19 protein-coding genes are annotated in these 20,243 nt (G+C 53.8%); 9 read left to right on the top strand and 10 right to left on the bottom strand.

From position 1 onward, the window contains the following. The first annotated feature begins 56 nt into the window (after positions 1-56). From QQL78_RS18145 to QQL78_RS18130, 4 genes are all read left to right on the top strand, one after another. Entirely contained in the window at positions 57-1,100 is a 1,044-nt protein-coding gene (locus QQL78_RS18145; RefSeq protein WP_284375813.1) for a 2-keto-4-pentenoate hydratase, read from the top strand. Continuing rightward, positions 1,097-2,041, top strand: a complete 945-nt coding sequence (locus QQL78_RS18140; RefSeq protein WP_284375811.1) for an acetaldehyde dehydrogenase (acetylating) — start codon at positions 1,097-1,099, stop codon at positions 2,039-2,041. Before QQL78_RS18145 ends, QQL78_RS18140 begins: the two co-directional genes overlap by 4 nt. Continuing rightward, positions 2,038-3,075 (top strand): 4-hydroxy-2-oxovalerate aldolase, encoded by a 1,038-nt coding sequence (dmpG, locus tag QQL78_RS18135; protein ID WP_284375809.1) that lies wholly within the window; start codon positions 2,038-2,040, stop codon positions 3,073-3,075. The genes QQL78_RS18140 and dmpG overlap by 4 nt, the downstream gene beginning before the upstream one ends. A 91-nt stretch (positions 3,076-3,166) precedes the next feature. Beyond that, a complete protein-coding gene (locus QQL78_RS18130) occupies positions 3,167-3,517 on the top strand; it encodes a VOC family protein (RefSeq protein ID WP_284375808.1) in 351 nt (116 codons plus the stop codon). Between the two features lie 33 nt (positions 3,518-3,550). Here the strand turns inward: QQL78_RS18130 and QQL78_RS18125 are convergent, their stop codons facing one another. Then, entirely contained in the window at positions 3,551-4,492 is a 942-nt protein-coding gene (locus QQL78_RS18125; protein ID WP_284375806.1) for a LysR family transcriptional regulator, read from the bottom strand. Between the two features lie 165 nt (positions 4,493-4,657). On the opposite strand from QQL78_RS18125, the gene QQL78_RS18120 reads away from it, so the two are divergent. From QQL78_RS18120 to QQL78_RS18110, 3 genes are all read left to right on the top strand, one after another. Beyond that, a complete protein-coding gene (locus QQL78_RS18120; RefSeq protein ID WP_284375804.1) occupies positions 4,658-5,584 on the top strand; it encodes an aldehyde dehydrogenase family protein in 927 nt (308 codons plus the stop codon). A 54-nt stretch (positions 5,585-5,638) separates the two neighbouring features. Further along, positions 5,639-6,990, top strand: a protein-coding gene (locus QQL78_RS18115) for an IS3 family transposase (RefSeq protein WP_284375802.1) whose coding sequence is annotated in 2 segments (ribosomal slippage) — positions 5,639-5,975 and positions 5,975-6,990 — 1,353 coding nt in all. Because the reading frame shifts where the segments join, the coding sequence is not laid out codon by codon here. Positions 6,991-7,171: 181 nt separating this feature from the next. Then, a complete protein-coding gene (locus tag QQL78_RS18110) occupies positions 7,172-7,927 on the top strand; it encodes a hypothetical protein (protein ID WP_284375801.1) in 756 nt (251 codons plus the stop codon). A 145-nt stretch (positions 7,928-8,072) separates the two neighbouring features. On the opposite strand, the gene QQL78_RS18105 is transcribed toward QQL78_RS18110, so the two are convergent. After that, positions 8,073-9,095, bottom strand: coding sequence for a hypothetical protein (locus tag QQL78_RS18105; protein ID WP_284375799.1), 1,023 nt, complete (start codon positions 9,093-9,095; stop codon positions 8,073-8,075). A 116-nt stretch (positions 9,096-9,211) separates the two neighbouring features. Between QQL78_RS18105 and QQL78_RS18100 the strand changes: the two genes are divergently transcribed. Both QQL78_RS18100 and QQL78_RS18095 read left to right on the top strand, forming a co-directional pair. Next, on the top strand, positions 9,212-10,693 hold the full coding sequence (locus QQL78_RS18100; protein WP_284375797.1) for an inorganic phosphate transporter: 1,482 nt from the start codon (positions 9,212-9,214) through the stop codon (positions 10,691-10,693). 259 nt (positions 10,694-10,952) lie between these two features. Next, positions 10,953-12,713 carry a DEAD/DEAH box helicase gene (locus QQL78_RS18095; protein ID WP_284375796.1) on the top strand — a complete coding sequence of 587 codons (1,761 nt, stop codon included), beginning with the start codon at positions 10,953-10,955 and terminating at the stop codon, positions 12,711-12,713. Here the strand turns inward: QQL78_RS18095 and QQL78_RS21700 are convergent. From QQL78_RS21700 to QQL78_RS18065, 8 genes are all read right to left on the bottom strand, one after another. Further along, entirely contained in the window at positions 12,653-13,588 is a 936-nt protein-coding gene (locus tag QQL78_RS21700) for a TniQ family protein (RefSeq protein ID WP_386259511.1), read from the bottom strand. The two genes, QQL78_RS18095 and QQL78_RS21700, sit on opposite strands and share 61 nt — an antisense overlap. Beyond that, a complete protein-coding gene (locus QQL78_RS18090) occupies positions 13,585-14,442 on the bottom strand; it encodes a TniB family NTP-binding protein (protein ID WP_276153154.1) in 858 nt (285 codons plus the stop codon). Before QQL78_RS18090 ends, QQL78_RS21700 begins: the two co-directional genes overlap by 4 nt. After that, positions 14,420-16,075: a Mu transposase C-terminal domain-containing protein gene (locus QQL78_RS18085; RefSeq protein WP_284375792.1), complete on the bottom strand. Its 1,656-nt coding sequence runs from the start codon at positions 16,073-16,075 to the stop codon at positions 14,420-14,422. Before QQL78_RS18085 ends, QQL78_RS18090 begins: the two co-directional genes overlap by 23 nt. 121 nt (positions 16,076-16,196) lie before the next feature. After that, positions 16,197-16,379, bottom strand: a complete 183-nt coding sequence (locus QQL78_RS21695; RefSeq protein WP_386259512.1) for a TniQ family protein — start codon at positions 16,377-16,379, stop codon at positions 16,197-16,199. Then, positions 16,376-17,233: a TniB family NTP-binding protein gene (locus QQL78_RS18080; protein ID WP_229678661.1), complete on the bottom strand. Its 858-nt coding sequence runs from the start codon at positions 17,231-17,233 to the stop codon at positions 16,376-16,378. The genes QQL78_RS21695 and QQL78_RS18080 overlap by 4 nt, the downstream gene beginning before the upstream one ends. Then, positions 17,211-18,449, bottom strand: coding sequence for a Mu transposase C-terminal domain-containing protein (locus tag QQL78_RS18075; protein ID WP_064224072.1), 1,239 nt, complete (start codon positions 18,447-18,449; stop codon positions 17,211-17,213). The genes QQL78_RS18080 and QQL78_RS18075 overlap by 23 nt, the downstream gene beginning before the upstream one ends. A 139-nt stretch (positions 18,450-18,588) precedes the next feature. Then, a protein-coding gene (locus tag QQL78_RS18070; RefSeq protein ID WP_284375785.1) for an IS3 family transposase occupies positions 18,589-19,718 on the bottom strand; the annotation gives its coding sequence in 2 pieces (ribosomal slippage) (positions 18,589-19,484 and positions 19,484-19,718; 1,131 coding nt in all). Then, positions 19,696-20,073 carry a hypothetical protein gene (locus QQL78_RS18065; RefSeq protein ID WP_284375783.1) on the bottom strand — a complete coding sequence of 126 codons (378 nt, stop codon included), beginning with the start codon at positions 20,071-20,073 and terminating at the stop codon, positions 19,696-19,698. Before QQL78_RS18065 ends, QQL78_RS18070 begins: the two co-directional genes overlap by 23 nt. Positions 20,074-20,243: the final 170 nt, after the last annotated feature.

Genomic DNA, 20,243 nt, shown 5'->3' with positions numbered 1-20,243 from the left:
TTAACTCAGCATTTATGAGTCTAAGCTCAGGTTCAGTGGTTTCCGATTGTGGTTCAATGGCCATCAAGAGACGGGCAAACACGAAACTGCTGAACTCTTGCTATCTATATGGAATTCCGGCGGCAGAAAAGGTCGTCACTCACGTATTTTTGTGCCTCGGCATTTTATTGATACCAATGTTGGGGTCAAAGGACCTTAAACTGGCGAACTCTGGCGCAATGCAATCATGCGCCGCCCACGCCAATTCGTCAAAACTACGCCCAAAACCAGTTTGGGTAGGGCACATACTTAATTATTTACGGAGCCTCCCGATGTCTGACTTGCTTGATAATGCTGCGCGGCGCCTGCGGAAGGCCTACACGAGCGACCCTATTCTCCCTTTGCGTGAGACATTGCAGCCGACTGATATTGATGCTGCCTATGCAATTCAGGAGATCAACACGCGTTTTTGGCAGGATAGCGGACGGAAAATCGTCGGCCGTAAGGTTGGCCTGACCTCGACAGCCGTTCAAAAACAGCTCGGCGTCGACCGCCCTGATTTTGGTGTCCTGTTTGAAGACATGCAGCTTTCAGATGGGGGTGTTTTGGCGCGTGACCGTGTGATTCAGCCCAAGGCTGAGGCTGAAGTGGCGCTGCTTCTTGCGAAGGACCTAGATATGATCGCGGCCACGCCAGAAGACGTGGCCGACGCTACACGAGGCGCTTTTGTTGCAATCGAAATTGTCGACAGTCGGATCCAAGACTGGAAGATCACCTTTGCTGATACGGTGGCAGACAATGGATCTTCTGCTTTCTTCGTTCTGGGTAAAGACGAGCACCCGCTGGATGGGCTGGATCTTTTGAACTGCAAAATGCAACTCACGGTAAATGGCGAACTCGCCTCAAGCGGCACCGGGGCTGCCTGTCTTGGCCATCCGTTGAACGCGGCCGCCTGGTTGGCGCGGACCCTTGCCGCGCGCGGTGAGCCGCTCCGGGCGGGCGATCTCATTCTGACCGGCGCACTTGGCCCAATGGTCGCGCTGAAACCGGGCGCGGCTGTCACAGCATCAGTCGAAGGTCTCGGAACGGTCAATTTCACATTCGATGGAGAAAACGCATGACAGGCAAAACTAAGGTCGCGATTATTGGGTCGGGAAATATTGGCTCGGATCTAATGATTAAGATTGCGAGAAAATCGAAGGTGCTCGAAATGGGCGCATTTGTCGGGATTGACCCTGAATCAGATGGGCTTAAACGAGCCACAAGGATGGGCGTGCCGATCACGGCAGATGGCATCGATGGTCTGATTGCCTTGCCGAATTTCGATGAGATCAAAATCGTATTCGATGCAACGTCGGCGGGCGCACACAAGGTGCATGACGAAAAACTGCGCGCGTTGGGAAAGACGGTTATCGACCTAACCCCTGCGGCCATCGGGCCGTACACGATCCCGCCGGTGAATTTGGAGGCGAATCTGGAGGCGGGCAATGTCAACATGGTAACCTGTGGTGGGCAGGCGACAATCCCGATTGTGGCGGCGGTCAATCGCGTCAGCCCGGTGCGCTATGCCGAGATCGTGGCATCGATCGCTTCAAAATCTGCGGGCCCAGGCACGCGTGCGAATATCGACGAATTCACCGAAACCACGTCGCGCGCGATTGAGGTTGTCGGCGGGGCCGAGAAGGGCAAGGCGATCATTGTCCTGAACCCTGCAGAACCACCGATGATCATGCGCGATACCGTCTATTGCCTATGCGACGCGGCAGACAAGGATGCTATCCGCGCTTCGATCAAGGACATGGTCGCCGAGGTGCAAAGCTATGTGCCCGGCTATAGACTGAAACAAGAGGTGCAGTTCGAGGCCATCGGCGACAACGACCCACTGTTTATCCCCGATTTGGATCAAAACTACACCGGTTTGAAAGTCACAACGTTCCTCGAAGTTGAAGGCGCGGCCCACTATCTGCCCGCTTATGCCGGAAATCTGGACATCATGACATCCGCCGCGCTGAAGACGGCGGAGCGCATTGTGGAATCACACAAACTGGAGGCGACGACATGAGTACACTTCAGACGAAAGACAAACTCTATATTCAGGATGTCACGCTACGCGACGGCATGCATGCGGTTCGCCATCGCTACAGCCTTGATCAAGTGCGCGCGATTGCCAAGGCACTGGATGACGCCAAGGTTGACGCGATCGAGGTTGCGCATGGTGACGGGCTGGCGGGGTCCAGCTTCAACTATGGCTTTGGCGCGACGACCGACTGGAAGTGGATTGAGGCGGTCGCGGATGTTGTCAGCCACGCCAAACTGACAACTCTTTTGCTACCTGGGATCGGGACAATCGATGACCTGAAGCATGCCTACGAAATTGGCGTGCGCTCGGTCCGCGTTGCAACCCATTGCACTGAGGCCGACGTTTCGAAACAACATATCGCGTACGCACGTCAACTGGGCATGGATGTGTCCGGCTTCCTGATGATGAGCCACATGAACACACCTGAAGGATTGGCCGAACAAGCCAAGCTGATGGAGAGCTATGGCGCACATTGTGTCTACGTGACCGATTCTGGTGGCGCGATGGTTATGGATGATGTGACCGCGCGCCTGCAGGCCTATGACCAGGTATTGCAGCCTGAAACGCAGCGCGGCATTCATGCCCACCACAATCTCAGTCTGGGTGTCGCGAATTCTGTAGCTGCGGTTCAGAATGGTGCAATTCGCGTCGACGCGTCTCTGGCAGGGATGGGTGCTGGTGCTGGCAATGCCCCGCTTGAGGTCTTTATCGCAGTCGCAGACACCTATGGTTGGAATCACGGGACAGACTTGTTCAAACTTATGGATGCGGCCGAAGATCTCGTTCGGCCACTGCAAGATCGTCCCGTGCGCGTTGATAGAGAGACGTTGAGTCTTGGCTATGCGGGTGTCTATTCCAGTTTCCTCCGTCATGCCGAAAAAGCAGCGGATGAGCACGGTCTCGATACACGGGCTATCTTAATCGAGTTGGGTAAACGGCATATGGTTGGTGGTCAGGAAGATATGATCGTCGATGTTGCGCTCGATCTAGCCAAAGCTCGAAGCCAATGCGCCTAGCAGTCTCTCTCCTCTGCATCCTTGAGTGGTGGTGCATATGTCGGATTGCCAAACCGCGAGGTGAGACCGCAGATCGTGATCGGAGAGCAAGTTGCCTGATTTAACACTCAAACTGTATTCACCTCGTGGATGTATGGCTACTGTTATAGCGTTCTATCGCGATGAACTTGGGTTCGAGTTGATTTCAGTCACTTCAGAAGAGGCCATATTTTCGGGGCCATCGCCAAACACGCCAGGCCTTCACTTGTATGCTGTTGACCATGAACTGACGCAGCAACGAACAGGATTTGAGTTCCATGTGACTAACCTTGAAGCTGCGCTAAAAGAATTAGGTGAAGCTGGCCACGTCATTCCAGATTCATGTAATTTTGAGCAAAGGACCTTTAGCATTTCAGATCCCGCTGGGAATCAAATTACCTTTCGTGAATTGACGCTGAGCTAATTTTAAAGACAGATTCAAACAGCAGTGAGAAGGCTAATCTGAGGGCGACTCAGGAAACGTCCACTCATAGTCATCTTGCGAGATGTGCTTGTCGATCAACTCGACGATAAGTTGTCTAATGACATGTTCAGCTGGCATCATGGTTTCGACGGTGCGAGTGTTAAGATTCAAAACCCTGTTGAGATCCACTTCGTCAATTTCCAGTGCTTTAAAAAGCCCTTGCGAAATCTCTTGTGCGAAAAGAGCATAAGGAACGATGGTACTGCAATTTCCTGATAGAACAATTTCTCGTCTGATGCTCATGGAGTGAATTGGTGCACGAACGTTTCGCAGCTTGACCCCTTTTCGCGCCGCCATGTCTTGAAGATAGTGAGTGCGTTCCTCATCGCGCGCGTCCATGGCCAGCGGTAGGTTCTCCAATTCACCGATGGATACTGGCGATTGTAATCCCTTGAGTGCATCGGCGGTCCCAACCACAAAAGTTTTTTGTAGGAGGAGCGGAAGGGACTCAAATTTCTCGTCGTTAATTACGCTGGTTGAAAACACCATGTCCAAACGAGATCCGAGCAACGAACGATCAAGTTCATGACTGAAAGCTTGCGTCAAGTTGACTTCGATATCTGGGTGGCGGTCCGCACAGACTTCCAATAGCTCAGGTGCGAGTACCCGACCGATGGAGGGAGTCACGCCGATTTTAACGATGCCACCGGGGGCTCCCGAAAATCGGCGGACATCTCGAATGGCCAGCTCCGTTCGTTCCAGAAGAACACGGGCATGCTCTGTAAGCAGTTTCCCAGCATTTGTAATTTCAACACCTCTGGAATGACGTGTAAAAAGAAGAACGTCTAGTTCCGCCTCCAGATTTTTCACTTGCGCGCCTAGAGCGGGTTGCGAGATGTTCAGTGCTTCCGCCGCTGCTCGAAAGTTGGAGAGCTCGGAAACTTTCAGAAAATATCTTAGCTGGCGAAGGTCCATTTTTTTACCCCTACGAGAATTGTCATACCACTGTGTTTGGGTATCACGTATTAGGCGAGACGCGATAGGATTTTCCGTAGTCTAACTGAAGTTCATTATCTTGGAATTGCAAGGCAAAAATAGGTTACTGGTTATCTGACAATGCGGCCAGACTAAGGAATGACTATGAGCAAATTTGCCAATCACTATATCGCTGGCAAGTGGATTGCCGGGGAGAATGGGGAAAGCACTGAGGTCACTGACCCGGCCACAGGCGAAGTGATAGGCGCTGCTGCGCTTGGAAGTCGGGCTATCGCCGAACAGGCAATTGGAGCCGCACGGGAAGCCTTTGAAACATCCGGCTGGAGCGAAAATCCCAGATTGCGTGCTAAAATTTTGAACGACTGGGCAGACCAGATGCAAGCCAATAGCGACGCGCTCGCGCAACTTTTAACGCTGGAGAATGGCAAGGTTTTGGCACAAGCGCAGATGGAGATTGCGTTTGGTATCGACGAGGCGCGCTATTACGCAGGCCTTGCCCGCAACATTTTCGGCAGAACAACTGAGACAGGTGCGGGCAAGATATCACTGCTGACGCAAGAGCCATCCGGCGTTGCCGCTGTGATCGTGCCGTGGAATGCCCCCGTAACTCTTCTTGTGCGTTCGGTTGCGCCGGCGCTGGCGGCGGGCTGTACCATTGTCATCAAACCGGCGCCGCAAACACCGCTGATTAATGCTGAGATCGTCGCATGCTTTGAAAGCCTCGCTGACCTGCCCGTCGGTGTGGTGAATTCTGTCAACGAAAACGGGATCGAAGTGGGGCAGGTCTTGTCGCAGCATCCTGATATTGATGTGGTGTCATTCACCGGGGCAACCAATACGGGTAAGCTGGTGATGGCCAGTGCCTCAAACACAATGAAACATCTATCGCTTGAGCTAGGCGGCAAGGCTCCGGCGATTCTTTTCGACGATGCTGATCTAGACAAGGCAATCGCTGAAATTAGCCGTTCGGCGTTGGTTCTGTCTGGGCAAATGTGCACGGCAATAAGCCGGGTGTTGGTTCATGAGGGCATCGCAAAAGTGTCTGACGTCAGCGCTTATGGGTCCATTTAGCGACATTTGATAAGAGAGTGTTCTTGGCTCATCGTAACCACTGAGGAGTGGAAGATGAGACAGACACCTGGAACACGCAAAAGTCCTGGCGAGAAGATTGTCAAAGATATCAAGCGGGCCACGCGCAAACATTATTCATCAGAAGAGAAGATCCGCATCGTCTTGGACGGTTTGCGGGGCGAAGACAGCATTGCTGAGCTTTGCCGTCGTGAAGGCATCTCCCAAGGCATTTACTACAAATGGTCGAAGGACTTCATGGAAGCTGGAAAGCAACGGCTGTCTGGCGACACAGCGCGCCAGGCGACGTCACCAGAGGTGAAGGAGCTGCGTTCAGAGTCCTTGGCTTTGAAAGAATGCGTGGCCGATCTCACCCTTGAGAACCGCCTGCTCAAAAAAAGCATGACAGGGGATGGGGGCGACCAAGAATGAGGTACCCTGCAACCGAGAAGCTTGAGATTATTCGTTTGGTCGAAGAGAGCCACCTGTCCGCCCGACAAACGCTGGCCAAGTTGGGCATTCCCCGCACAACGTTCTACCGTTGGTATGATCGTTATCTGCAGCGTGGTGAAGCAGGGCTGAAGGATCAATCCCCAAAGCCCAAGCATGTCTGGAACCGCATCCCTGACGAGGTGCGACGCAAAGTCGTCAAATTGGCCTTGAAAGAAACAGAACTGTCGCCGCGGGAACTTGCGGTGACCTTCACCGATACTAAAAAGTACTTTATTTCAGAGGCTTCAGTGTATCGTGTGCTGAAGGCGCACGACCTGGTCACCAGCCCGGCTTTCATCGTGATTAAAGCCGCCAGCGAGTTCAAGGACAAGACCACGGCCATCAATCAGCTTTGGCAGACTGATTTTACCTACCTAAAGGTTTTGGGCTGGGGTTGGTTCTATCTCAGTACAATCCTGGACGATTACAGCCGCTATATCATTGCGTGGAAACTATGCACTAACATGCGAACTGAAGATGTAACCGACACACTGGATTTGGCTCTGCAGGTGTCACGTTGCGATCAAGTTCACGTCCTTCACAAGCCGCGCTTGTTGAGCGACAACGGCTCCAGCTACGTCTCTGGGGAATTGGCCGAATGGCTGAACGACAAAGGCATGAAACACACTCGCGGTGCGCCATATCACCCGCAGACCCAAGGCAAGATCGAACGTTGGCATCAGACTCTGAAGAACCGCATTCTGTTAGAAAATTACTTCTTGCCTGGTGATCTTGAAGCGCAGATCGAAGCCTTTGTCGATTACTACAATCATCAGCGATACCACGAGAGCTTGAGCAACGTCACACCGGCCGACGCTTACTTTGGTCGCGCACAAGCCATTCTAAACAAAAGAGAAAGGATCAAACGCAAAACACTTGAAGCCCGGCGCTTGCATCACAGACAACGTGCCGCATAATGAAACCAACCAGATGAGCCAAACTCTCTCTTAGTTTAAGACGCTATTGGTACCAAAAACTCTGACGACGGACAGTTAACATAAGACGCATTATGCGTATTTTATCAAAAATATATTTAGAGTTGCAATAATATACTAACGGAGTCATGCTGCTTACACCCTATTCGATAGGATGCTTCACATGCTTCACATGCTTCGCACATTTCGAAAATACTCAATTGTCGCCGTACTTGCACTTGTTGGTTCGTCCGTGGGCCTTGCCAATCGTGTTCAGGCTCAAACGTATCAGATCGACTGCGCAATTTTACTGTGCCTCTCTGGCGGCTGGCCAGCATCAGTTCCATGTGCCCGTGCACGCGCCGAATTCATCCGCCGGATCACGCCTTGGCCCGTTGAACCGCCATTGCAGATTTGGCGGTGCCCGATGGGCGCATCCTATGATCCGGTTACCCCGTCGGATAATCGAGGTCGTTTTTACAATATTTTGTTCACTAGTCAGGATCGACCGCGACCGCTTTTGTCGCCTGCAACCGAACCTCTGTCTTCTGAAAATGCCATTTTGAATCTTGCCGGACCAAAGTCTCACCTGCTTCCGGAAGGATTTGCGCTCCAGTTGGTCCAAGACCGCGCTGACATCGACATCAGTGGGCCCGAATTCAACTTTGTACGCTCAATCCGCGTCTACGATGTCAGATACGCACGCCAAAACGAGTCTGGCCGTGACGGAGATTGCAACCGATCCGCAACCATTTACCTTGGCACCTATGGAACCCAAGGTGATTTTTCATGGGCTCGGTCTGCTCCAGCAGATCTACCCGAGGCACATATTGGCCTTGAAAGATGGGGGTACAATTGCCCGAGTATTTACCATCGATCAGTCTTCGTTGATTGGCGCGACTATGAAGGAAACTACGGCTTCGAACAGGTCAATTACTGACGGAGCGTAAGGGTTATTACTTAATCGAAACTCATCAGACGACAGCCCAGCAGTCTATCGGTAACGATAACTAGGAAGTATCATGACAGCGCAAGCTGGGCTCGAAAGACAGCTCTCATACTGCGACAGCTGGACCTTGCATCATCTACAGTCGCCCATACCGGGCAGTGTTATAGGCTTTGAGAGCGTTCCTGATCTGATTGCGCTCATGTTGCGAGGCTGCTTGAAGGATCGATTGCAGCTCTCGATCGATTACATTTTGGCTAGCGCCGCGCGCCTCCGCTTTCTCATACCAGACTGCACCCGTCCCGTAATCTCCCATTTCGATGTGGACGGCCCCAAGCAGCGTGCATGGGCGGAAATCCGTTTCTGTCAAAGCGTGGGCCTCAGTTCCAAACGCCACAGCATCTTCGCGACGCCCAATATCTCGCAGGGCACCACCCGCTGTTGTCAAAAGGGCTGATCGGGTCTTTCCGCTTGCCTCTTTGCGCTCGAGCGCTGCTTCCACGAGCATCAGGCCCTTCTGGGACAACCCGCCTTTACGCCAATGGCCGCACGCGTTGACAGCCTTCCAAGGATCACCTGTTTGGTGCCATGCCGCGCTAAGGATTGTCGCCATGTTCGCATGATGCGCGCGGCGCAACGCATCAGTCCAATAGTCCGTACCATCACCGCCAAGCCAAACAAGGTCATCTTTTTCAACGGGTCGTCCAGCGACGACAGACCGCAGGATGTGATTGATCCGCCCAAGATCTTCGCGCTCAACAAAAGGCAGATCAAAACGGTCTGGGAGCTCCCGCAGTTTGCGCCGCCTGTCCTGCTTTCGTGCCTCCTCAGCAAAGAGGATCGCGTTCTTCCGATCAGTAACCTCCGCCTGACGGGCACGTTCTATTGCATCTCTCGCTTTGGTGGAAGCAGCCGCGTCACACCGAAGCTGTCGTTCTTTTGCAGAACGCTCAACAAAGGTCGCCCAATCCAATGCGCCACACATCAATTGCGCGAGTGCGTTGTAGCCTTGCTGGCGCAGAAAGGCCTCTTGCAGCGAGGTCAGAGGTCGGTCTGCCTGCACATTTTCGAGTATACCACGCAGCCGACTGGCAGGGATGTGCGCGCCTGCGACATCATCAAGGAAATAGGTGGTAGCAATGTTGGATTTGGATGGGGGCAAATTGCTTTAGACTCCGAAAATAACTCTGTTAGGCGGCCCAAGAGACCGTCAATTCGCTCATCAGTTACTTCACAACATCCCTTACAAAGTTGGCACAAGTTTGGCATCAGGAAACTATGGATTACAGCACCCAGCTTAGGCAAATTGAGACATCCCTCCTCGGTATTATGTCCGCCATCACGCAAACCCCGAGTAAGAACGTGCAGCGTGCGCGTTTGGCGTCGTCCATTGCGACAGCCAAGGTGACGGGTGTCGCGACCACCGCAGGCCTCTTTGGATTGGTATCGACGTTGGGCACGGCCGGCACCGGCACGGCAATCGGCACACTGAGTGGTGCGGCATCAACAAGTGCAACACTTGCTTGGATTGGCGGCCTTGTCGGTGGCGGCATGGCCGCGGGTGCCATTGTGCTGCCCCTGACCGGGATCGCAGCCGGTGCAACAGCAACGATGTACCTGCGCCGAAAGCTGCATGGGCGACCGCGAAAACTGGAAGAACTGCACCCTTTTGAAGACAAGGTTCTGTTCAGTGCGGACACGCTGATCCGACCCTTGGATTCAATTTTAAAGGAAGATCAGCCGGATCTCACAGCGGATGAGCTTCGCATCTACGCACATGACGGCCTCAAAACATTCCTTGCCGAAATCGACCAATATCTGATTCAACAAGATGCGCCTACTGAGGCATCAGATGGACCTGTCCATTTTGGCAACACACTGAAGCCAAAGTACCAAAAGCAGCTTCAACAGCACTGCCGTGCCCTTCGAAAACATGCCAATGTCCTGTCTCGACCAAGACGAAAATCACGTTCAGAGCGGTTTGGTCTTTGGTTGGCACGCCTGACACGCCCCCTCCGACGCAAACCTACCCCACGGCGTCAAATCTCGCATCTGGCCTCGGTTTTGCTCGCCGTCACATTCCAACGCCTGCTGGAAGACAAGCTGTCAGCGCTGAGTCTCGAGAGCGATCTTGTCTTGGACGCGTTGCGGCGATCAACCAACAACCTTGAAGATGCGTCCGTCCAAGAGCTGTCAGACTACGTTCAAAGCCTGTCGCCTGCGCAATTGAACGGTGTGGTTTCAAACACCAAAGGCATCTATCACGAAATGCTATTCGTGGAGATGCACAAAGCCAGTGGCGACGCTGAATCCGCTGAAATCATGAAGGCTACCAACTTCCCCGGCGCGGACGTGCAGTTCTTTTTGGATGGTGAGGTCGTGCGGGAAGTACAGCTTAAAGCGGTGAGCGCGCCAACGTTGGTTTACGAACATCTGCAGCGCTACCCTGACATTGAGATATTGGTCACGGAAGAAACCGCCTCAATTCTGGATGGTATTGGGAGTTCCGGTCTGAGTAATGCCGTTTTGGCCCGCGATGTCTCGGAGCGCATGCAGGAGCTTCAAGGAGATGACTTGCTCGAAGATGTTAACGACGGGATCCTGACATCAGCGTTTGTGACATCCGGGTTTGTCGTATGGAGCGTGCTGACAAAGCGTGATGCTCATCCGATTCATTTCAAGCAATACTTGGCGAACGCTGGTATTGCCGTGGGAACGGCATCAGCAATTGAAAGCGCAAGCGTCCTGTCCGGCAACTGACGGCGCAGGGGTTGGAAAGAATTCAATGGTCAACGCGATGTCTGGTGAACAAGAAACCCTTTGCATTGTTGATGTCGCAGTTCCTAAATGCGCGATGCGGTGTCGTTTGAAAATGCATTTTCAGCTTGAAGTTGTGGCGGCCATTACCCACAAATGAAACTGTATAACTTTGTATTAAATTTGGGTATTTAGGCGATACTGCAGGATCAAAATGCAGTGCAGAAGAATTCTCCAGCTCACTTGAAAGCGACCGATCCGCATGAAGGCCTTTGATTTTGATCATTACCTAATTGATGCTTACGAGCGTTTTTCTCGATCGTTTAGTGCAATTCGCGCGCCAGATCTTAAGGCGGAGATTGACGCTCAGTACGATGCTGGAAAGTTTTGGCCGGACGCACTTCTGTCGCTCAACCCGCGTTTTTTGGCAGGGCCAAGTGTCGACGAACTGGTTACGTCTGGGGACCTTGATAGCGGTACGGGGCAAGTGTTTCGTTTTGGGCCGACAGGGCTTCGCTTCCACCGCCATCAAGCCGAAGCCATTGCGAAGGCAAAGTCGGGCAAAAGCTACGTGGTGACGACTGGTACGGGTTCAGGTAAGTCCCTTTGCTTTTTTGTTCCGGTTGTCGATGCAATCATCAAAGCGCGCCGTGCCGGAAAACCGCGTCGCACCATGGCAATTATCGTTTATCCGATGAACGCTCTCGCAAATAGCCAGATGAAAGAGATCGACAAATTTGTGAGCCAGTCAGGGTTGCCGAATGACCTGAAGCCAGTCGTGCGGCGGTACACAGGTCAAGAAAGTCAGGAAGAGCGCCAACAGATCGCCGCCAATCCGCCAGATATCTTGCTAACTAACTATATGATGGCCGAACTTTTACTGACTCGCCAGGATGACCTTGACACCAAGGTCATCGAGAATGCATCGGGCTTAGAGTTCATAATTTTGGACGAACTCCATACCTACCGAGGACGCCAAGGTGCTGACGTTGCTGTTCTGGTGCGTCGATTACGCGATCGATGTTCGCCAGGCAAAGCTCCTATTTGTATCGGCACATCCGCGACCATGGCATCTGAAGGAACAGATGAAGGGCGAGCACTCGCTGTATCCAAGGTTGCTTCGCGCCTTTTCGGCACAGACATTGGTCCAGACGCTGTCATTGATGAATCCCCACAGCGCGCAACCGATGACAGTGTTCGTCTTGAGGATATTCTACCAAAATTAGCGATGTGCGTTTCAAACCCGCTCCCAGAGATTCTTGATGATGACGCTCTGCAACAGTACCCACTCTCTATTTGGGCGGAATTGGAACTAGGCCTCGATGATGGTTTGGAGCTTCGTCGCAAGAAGCCAATGCCTTTTGAAGAGGCGGTTGGCAAATTGGCGGAAGCTAGCGGTGTGGCAACTGAAGTTTGCAAGGCAGCTCTCGAAGCATTTCTTACGCGTGTGAGCTTACCCGAGCATGAACGCGGTGGGGAAGGAGATGGAGCATTTTTGGCCTTCAAACTGCACCGATTTATCTCAGGCGCAGGAGATGTCTTCACAACATTGACGAACAAACCTCGTCGCGTGCTTCTCGAAGGCCAGCTTGAAGATCCAGACGCACCTGGAAACAGGTTGTACCCGACACGATTTTGCAGAAATTGTGGGCAAGAATTCCATGTCGCAACCAAAATTGACTATGACGGCGACATCCGGTTCATACCCAGAAACATTGACGATACGCCACTTGAAACGGAGGATGAAGACAACGTCGCCGGCTACCTTTGTCCCGATGACAGTGAGCTCCAGTTCAATGGAGAGCTTGAAGGTTATCCGGAAAGCTGGCGCGAAGAAAGAAATGGTGTCGAAAGACTCAGATCTTACTGTCACTGTACCCTAATTAATCAGATTCTGCGGTTTCAGGGCATTTTGGAGCAATTCTGTACCCTTAATTGCAATATATCCACAGGCTGCTCGCTTCAGGATTTGACCCCTTTTGAGCGTTTCCAGATTTCATCGGCGCGCATCAGAAGCGCTTGACGATTTGCGTCGTGTCCGAGCTCGGAGATGGCCTTACGAGCTGCCTGCAAAGCGCTCTCCGATGCATTTGGGCGACACGATCCATGCGTTTCCTGCCTGGTCGGATGCCCTGTTTCACTCAGTCTAGGAAGCCGTCGATCGAGGTCCTGCGACAATCCACGGATCCTCTCGATCACCCGACGATGCTGAGGAAAGACGCGGCGCAACTCCCGAGCCGCCCGGTCGTTTCCTCGCAGGACGACGGCGGCACCTAACAAGGGACGGGTCGTGCCGACATTGACTGCGGCAAGAGCAAGTAGCCTTTCGTGCCCGTTCCTGGAGGTGAGTGAACCCAAATGCCCGGTCCCCAGCACTGTCATGAGATGCAGGGTCAAATCTATCCGACGCAATCGTCTGTAATCGTTGCTCGCCACAGCTGCTTTTAGAGTTGCCGAGCCGCGTACAGCTTGAGCACGAAGTCTGCCTGATACGTATTTGGTTGGTTTTTTGGCTGCGAGGGTCCGACCGCAGGCTTCGCATGTCAGCGACCAGACAAAGCGCCAATGGCGAAGAACCAGATTTGGCGTTTTCTCAACACACCCCAAGCAATACTGGAAGTCATGCAGCGACATGTATCGCGCGGAATGATACATCGTACTAGGAAAAGTCATGGCAGCGATCTCAATCTGGGGTCGCTGAAGTGCCGCACAAGTCCGCGACCAGTTCACGGCCCCTAGGTCGCTCGTACATTCCGGCACCCTGCCCTGCCCCAAACCCAGATAGCCACAAAACTCTTCAACTGAACAATGGTTGGCGTTCGCCAATCGACTGATCCAGCTAGACAAAAGCTCATCATGAATGGGTGGAGGTCGAAACGGTAGTGGTCTGACCGTCATCCGAATGCAGCGGCGGGCTGGCGAGGAATGTTCCAGGCGTGCTTCGTCCAAACCGGTTGCCAGGCCTGAACTGCTTCGTCCGTGACCCGCTCTTCTCCGGTTTCGATCGCATCGATAGCCAGAGACTTGATCATGATGAACACACGCGAAGTCACTCCCCCGGTAACCTTCAGGATCGTCCGAAGCGACGCGACCGTCAGGCCTGAACGCTGTTCGAGCGCCATCGCGGCGATTAACGTTTGGATTAGCCGGGAGAACTCTACGTCATCTTCCCAAAGCGGCAGGTAGTGTTCGTCCAGACGTCGGGCCAGTTGGTCGTCTCCACGAACGGCCTCCAGAGCTTCGTTCACTCCGAAGACGACGAGCGAGGCACGGAGATCGTTGGCAAGGAACCGGAGCATGTTCAGGAACCGGCGTTGCTCCCGATAGCTGCCAGCAAGCAGATTGTGCACCTCGTCGATCATCAACATCCTAAGGTCCATGTCCCGAAGATGACTAAGCGCGCGGACCTCGAGCTCGGACACGGTATGCCGGCCCCACATCGGCGCCCCGATCGTCGCCAGGATGTGCTGATAGAACCGTCTTTCGTCCGGCGCGGGCGGAGCCTGAACCAGTAGTATGGGTGTCTTCGTGGCACCCAGCTGGGCGTTGTACTGCGTTGGATATTTGCTCGCCATGCGCTTGGCGATCATCGTCTTTCCGATGCCAGAGCTGCCATAGACCATCAGCCCTGGCATCCGGCTTTGCTGTGGCATTTCCATCAGGGATGTCAATCGGTTGAGTACGATGGTGGCACGGTCAAACGCGATCCAATGGTCGCCACGGATACGGTCAATTCTTTCGTCTGGGGTCATTAAACTCATCAATCTCATAGGTTGGCAGATCAGGATTCCCCGTGTCGATCGCGAACATCTCGCGCGACGGATCGCGGCGCGCTTTTTGGCGGGGAAGTCGCGCGTCTCTTTCGTTTTCCAACCGGGCAGTCTTTGTCTTTTGACGCGCCGCTTCGGCTAGCCGCCGTTGCGCGTCAATCAATTGGAATAGGACCCGCTCGTTGATCCGGCCACCATGTTTATCCTGCCATTCTTTCCTGGCCCGCCGACTTTCCCAAAGCGATATCCGCGGGTGGCTGAGATCCCGGTAGCGTGCCGGGATCACGCGGCCATCACCGGTGATGACCCAGACCTGCGACAAGTCTCGCGGATCGTATTTCACCTGTACCTTGCCATGCCTGCGCCCGACCAACGACGCAAAGACATCACTCCAGTAATGGACCCCGAAGAGCGTGATCCCGGTGCGCCCGAGCTGACGCCACTCAAATGGCAGGAAGCTTGTCCGAAAGGCATCGACATCGACAACCTGCCGTCCCGCAGTATCGCCGCCCATGTCCGCCCATGCTGCAAGCGGCGTTCGCCCGAGGGCTTCGTGAACTGTGTTGTGGTAGCGGCATATTTCCAGGTGAAGCCAGTCCTCAAACTCGACCAGGGTCAAGGCTGCATGCTTCTCACTGTCATAGTCGCCCTTCTCGACGATTGAAGACTGCGTAGTCCCCGGCAGCACATGAACGGCCCCCATGGTCGTTCCGATCAGCCGTTCGACATGGCCGCCATAGTGTTTGCCGCCAAGCGGACGATACTCGACAGCAATGCCCCAATCTTCGCAGGCCATGCTGAAGGCATCGCTGTGGAACTCCTGCGCATTGTCGACGTGGATCGCCTTCGGGATGCCGGCCGTTGGCCAAACCACCTCTTCTAGTGTTTCTGGGAGGTGCACCGATTTCCGGCGCACGCAGTGATCAAGACATAGGGCGATCGACAAGACAGATGGCTCGTCGAAAGTGACATAGGCCCCGAGAACGATCCGGGTCGCGACATCAATGGCAACCGTCAGATAGGGGCGCGCAAGCGGCCGTCTATTGACGTGGTCGACCAACGTGATGTCCGAAGTTGTATGATCGATCTGAACGACTTCCAGCGGGACTGAAACTTCAAGGCGGCCAGGACGCGCAGCAAAGACCTTGTCAGCCTCCTCTGCCCCACGCCGTTTCCGGAAGACCTCTCGCTGATCCATAGCGTCTAGACGGGCTTTCACCGTTCTCCGGGTCGGCCGCTGAAACCCCTTCGCCTCGCACTCGGCACGGATCTCACGCCAGATGCGAAGAAAGCTCGAACGCTCGCGGACCAGATAGTATTTTCGCAGACTCTCATCGATGATGATTTCGACGTCTTGGGCAATCCGTTTCGAACCACGTTTCGGCCCGCGACGGTCCAACTCCAACGCCGTGGCGCGTGCATCGTTCTCTCTCAGACGCCGGTAGAGCGACCATGTGTGGCTTTTCGCCAAGCCCAGTTCCCAAGCTGCATCTCCGATAGCAGTGCTGATCGGCTCACCTCTCTTCTCAAGCTCCAAGATCGGCCGAAGAACCGCTGCTCGGTGTTTCGCAAGACGCTCGTTTACCACACACTCCCCCGCCCAATAGTCCGACATTTATCCACAGCTCCGACCGTACTGCAATTAAGGGTACAGTATGGTAATTAACGGTACAATATGAAAATTAAGGGTACATGCGGCCATTGATAATACGGGATAATTTCAGACCCAATTCTGATTAATTAGGGTACAGTGACACAAGGTCGCTCGAGCGGTCGGGCACCCTGCCCCTTTGCAAGCCAAGATAGCCGCACAGTTCTTCGGTTGAACAGTGATTGGCTTGTGCCAGCCGGGTAAGCCAGCTCGAAAGCAGTTCATCGCATAGGGGTGGTGGTCGGCGGGGCAGAAGCTTGATGGTCACTCGGCCTCAACGGCCGTCTCAAGCGGAACCGTCCACGCATGTTTGTTCCAGGTCGGCCGCCATGTCGCGACAGCCTCATCCGTAATCCTCTCTTCCCCAGAATGAATCGCATCGATGGCCAGAGACTTAATCATGATAAAGACGCGGGACGTGACCCCGCCGGTCACCTTCAGGATGGTTCGGAGCGAAGCAACGGTCAGGCCCGAAGGTTTTTCCAGCGCCATGGCCGCGATCAGTGTTTGGATCAGACGTGAGAACTCTACATCGTCTTCCCAAAGCGGCAAAAAATGTTCATCCAACCGGCGCGCAAGCTGGTCATCGCCACGGACGGCATCAAGCGCTTCGTTAACGCCAAAGACCACGAGCGATACGCTAAGCTCATTTGCGAGGAACCGTAGCATGTTGAGGAACCGACGTTGCTCCCTGTAACTGCCGGCAAGCAGATTGTGCACCTCGTCAATCATGAGCATTTTCAGGTCCATGTCTCTGAGATGGTTCAGCGCCCGAACCTCCAGTTCCGAGACTGTGCGACGCCCCCACATGGGCGCGCCAATCGTAGATAGTAAGTGTTGGTAGAACCTTCTCTCATCCGGCGCGGGTGGTGCCTGAAGCAGCAATACAGGTGTCTTGGTGATCCCGAGATCACTCTTGTATTGAGTGGGATACTTGCTCGCCATACGTTTGGCGATCATCGTCTTCCCGATGCCAGAGCTCCCATAGACCATCAAACCTGGCATGCGACTTTGTCGCGGTGTTTCCATCAATGATGTCAATCGATTGAGGACAATCGTTGCACGATCAAAAGCGATCCAATGGTCGCTGCGAATGCGGTCAATTCTTTCGTTTTGGGTCATGAAATTCATCTATGGGATAGGTTGGAAGATCAGGGTTGCCGGTATCAATCGCGAACATTTCACGAGAAGGGTCGCGCTGCTTTGGGGCCTTTGACAGGCGCGCATCCCGCTCTTTACCCAGCCTGGCTGCCTTGGTTTTCTGGCGCGCTGCCTCGGCCAGACGCCTTTGCGCGTCTACCATATCAAACAGCGCCTTTTCGTGGATCCGCCCACCGTGCTTTTCTTTCCATTCTTTGCGGGCGCGGCGACTTTCCCAAAGAGAGATTTCGGGATGACTGAGATTTCGGTAGCGCGCTTCGATCATGCGACCATCGTCTACCTGCACCCAAATCTTCGATAGGTTCCGCGGATCAAATCTGACTTGCGCCTTCTCTTTGCCCCGCCCGATCAAGGACGCAAACGCATCATTCCAGTAGCGCACTTCAAAAAGCGTGATCCCTGTGCGGCCAAGCTTGCGCCATTCAAAAGGCATGAAGCTCGATCGAAACGCGTCCACATCGACAACTTGCCGCCCTGCTGTATCGCCACCCAAATCGCTCCAGGCAGCAAGAGGTGTCCGGCCAAGAGCCCGATGCGGGGTGTTGTGATACCGACAGATTTCAAGATGAAGCCAGTCTTCAAACTCAGCAAGCGTCAAAGTCGCGTTTTGTTCGCTGTTATAGTCACCCTTGTCTTTGGGTGACGAGTGCGTGGTTCCAGGCAATACGTGAACCGAACCCATAGTTGTACCGATCAAGCGCTCAATGTGACCTCCGTAATGCTTGCCGCCCTTGGGACGATAGGAAACATCAATGCCCCAATCCTCGCACGCGGACTTGAACGCTCTGCTGCGGAACTCCTGGGCATTGTCCACATGAACAGCCTTCGGAATACCAGCCGTAGGCCAGGTAAGCTCTTCAAGGGTGCCGGGCACATGCACTGTCTTTCGGCGCACGCAATGGTCGAGACAAAGCGCAACCGACAGAACGGACGGTGCATCGAAACTCACGTATACGCCCAACACCACACGCGTGGTGACATCGATCGCCATCGTCAGGTTCGGCCGCGCAAGAGGCTGTCGATCGATGTGATCGACCAAAAATACATCGGCCTTGGTATGATCGATTTGCACGACGTCGAGTGGGTCGGGAACGTCGAGTTTGCCAGGACGCGCTGCGAACAATTGTCCAGCTACGTCCGCGCCATGTCGCTTTGAGATGACCTTACGCTGGTCCATCGCATCTAGCCGCCGCTTAACTGTTCGACGGGTCGGAGGCTGGAAGCCCTTTGCATCACACTCTGAGCGTATCTCACGCCAAATGCGCAAAAAACTTGAACTGGACCTGTCACGCTTTTGTGCCGCTCCTAGTGCTCGTTTAAGCCACCTTTCGTTCGAAGGCGACAGGGCTTTTCCAGCCCAGTGCTGAGTGGCGTCGTCGTGGATTATAGAACCCGTTTATGTATTCGAAGATCGCCATCTCAGCTTGCCGTCGTGTGTCCCATGAATGCCGCCAGATCAGCTCGGCCTTGATCGTCTTGAAGAACGTCTCGACGGCGGCATTGTCATAACAATTGCCCTTGCCGCTCATAGATACCTTGAAGCCGTGCTGGCGCAGAATCTTCTGGTAATCGTGAGAACAATATTGGCTGCCGCGGTCTGTGTGGTGGATGCAACCTTTCGGCGATGACCGGAACGCAATCGCCATCTTCAGTGCCCGGATCGCCAGGTCACGCTTCATCCGATTGCTGACCGCCCAGCCAATGACGCGCCTTGAATGCAGGTCCAGGATCACAGCCAGATACAACCAGCCCTCACGGGTCCAGACGTAGCTGATGTCGCCTGCCCATTTCTGGTTTGGTTGATCCGCTGCGAAGTCACGATCCAGCAGGTTCGGCGCAATGTTGAACTTGTGGTCGCTATCGGTCGTGACCTTGTGTTTGCGGGTTCTCACCACTGATATGCCGTTCTGGCGCATCAATCTGCCAACACGGCGATGACCAATATCCAGGCCAATCTCTTTCAGCTCTTCCGTCATCCGTGGTCGACCATAGCTGCCCAAACTGAGACGCGATTGTTCTTTGATATGCGCCAGAGTGACCAAGTCAGACCGCTGTCGGCGGCTGGCTGGACGGGTGCGCCACGCCCGCAAACCGCGCGTGCTGACACCGACAACATGGCACAGGCGATTGGTCGGGAAGTTATCTCGATGTTCTTCGATGAACCTAAACCTCATTGCTTTAGGCCCGCGAAGAACTGGGTGGCTTTTTTTAGGATGTCCCGCTCCTCCTTGAGAATGCGGTTCTCGCGCCGAAGTCGGTCATTCTCCTGGGCGAGGCTTAGATCCTCTTTCGACACAACATCAGTATCTCGATGCGCCGTGATCCACTTGTTCAGCGTCGACAGCCCAACACCCAGATCATCAGCAACCTGTTTCCGCGTCAGCCCGCTGGTGAGCGCAATCCGCACCGCATCTTGCCGGAATTCATCCGTTCGTTTCGTTCCCATAGTTCATCTCCTTTGTTGCAATAAATGCTATCAAAGGAGCGGCATCAAACCGTGACAGGTCCAAACGTTCTCGAACCAGATAGTAGCGGCTAAGGGTGGTGCTGATGATGCGCTCCACATCCGGAGCAAGACGCCCTTTTCCAGGTTTAGGCCCGCGCCGACCCGGTTGCAGCGCAACGGATCGAGCATCGTTCTCTTTGAGACGACGGTAAAGCTTCCAAGTATAGCTTTTGGAAAGACCCAACTCCCATGCCGCGTCGCCAATGGCACGACCAATTGGGTCGCCCTTTTTTTCAAGCTCAAGAAGCGGCCGCAGAATAGCAGCACGATGTTTCGCAACGGCTTCAGATTTCACAGCGCGTCTTCATCACAAATCGCCGAAAGTTATCCACAGATAATCTTGTATCCTAAATTAGGGTACAGTATCCTAATTAAAGGTACAATGCCACAAATAGAGGTACAAGCAGCCATTGAAAAGTCAGGGAAAAATTAGCCTCTATTCTCTTTAATTAGGGCACAACGACA

It is taken from the genome of Sulfitobacter pacificus, from assembly GCF_030159975.1.
Taxonomy (GTDB): Bacteria; Pseudomonadota; Alphaproteobacteria; order Rhodobacterales; family Rhodobacteraceae; genus Sulfitobacter; species Sulfitobacter pacificus.
Note: the sequence above shows the minus strand (reverse complement) of the source record. Positions and strands in the feature narration are given on the sequence as shown.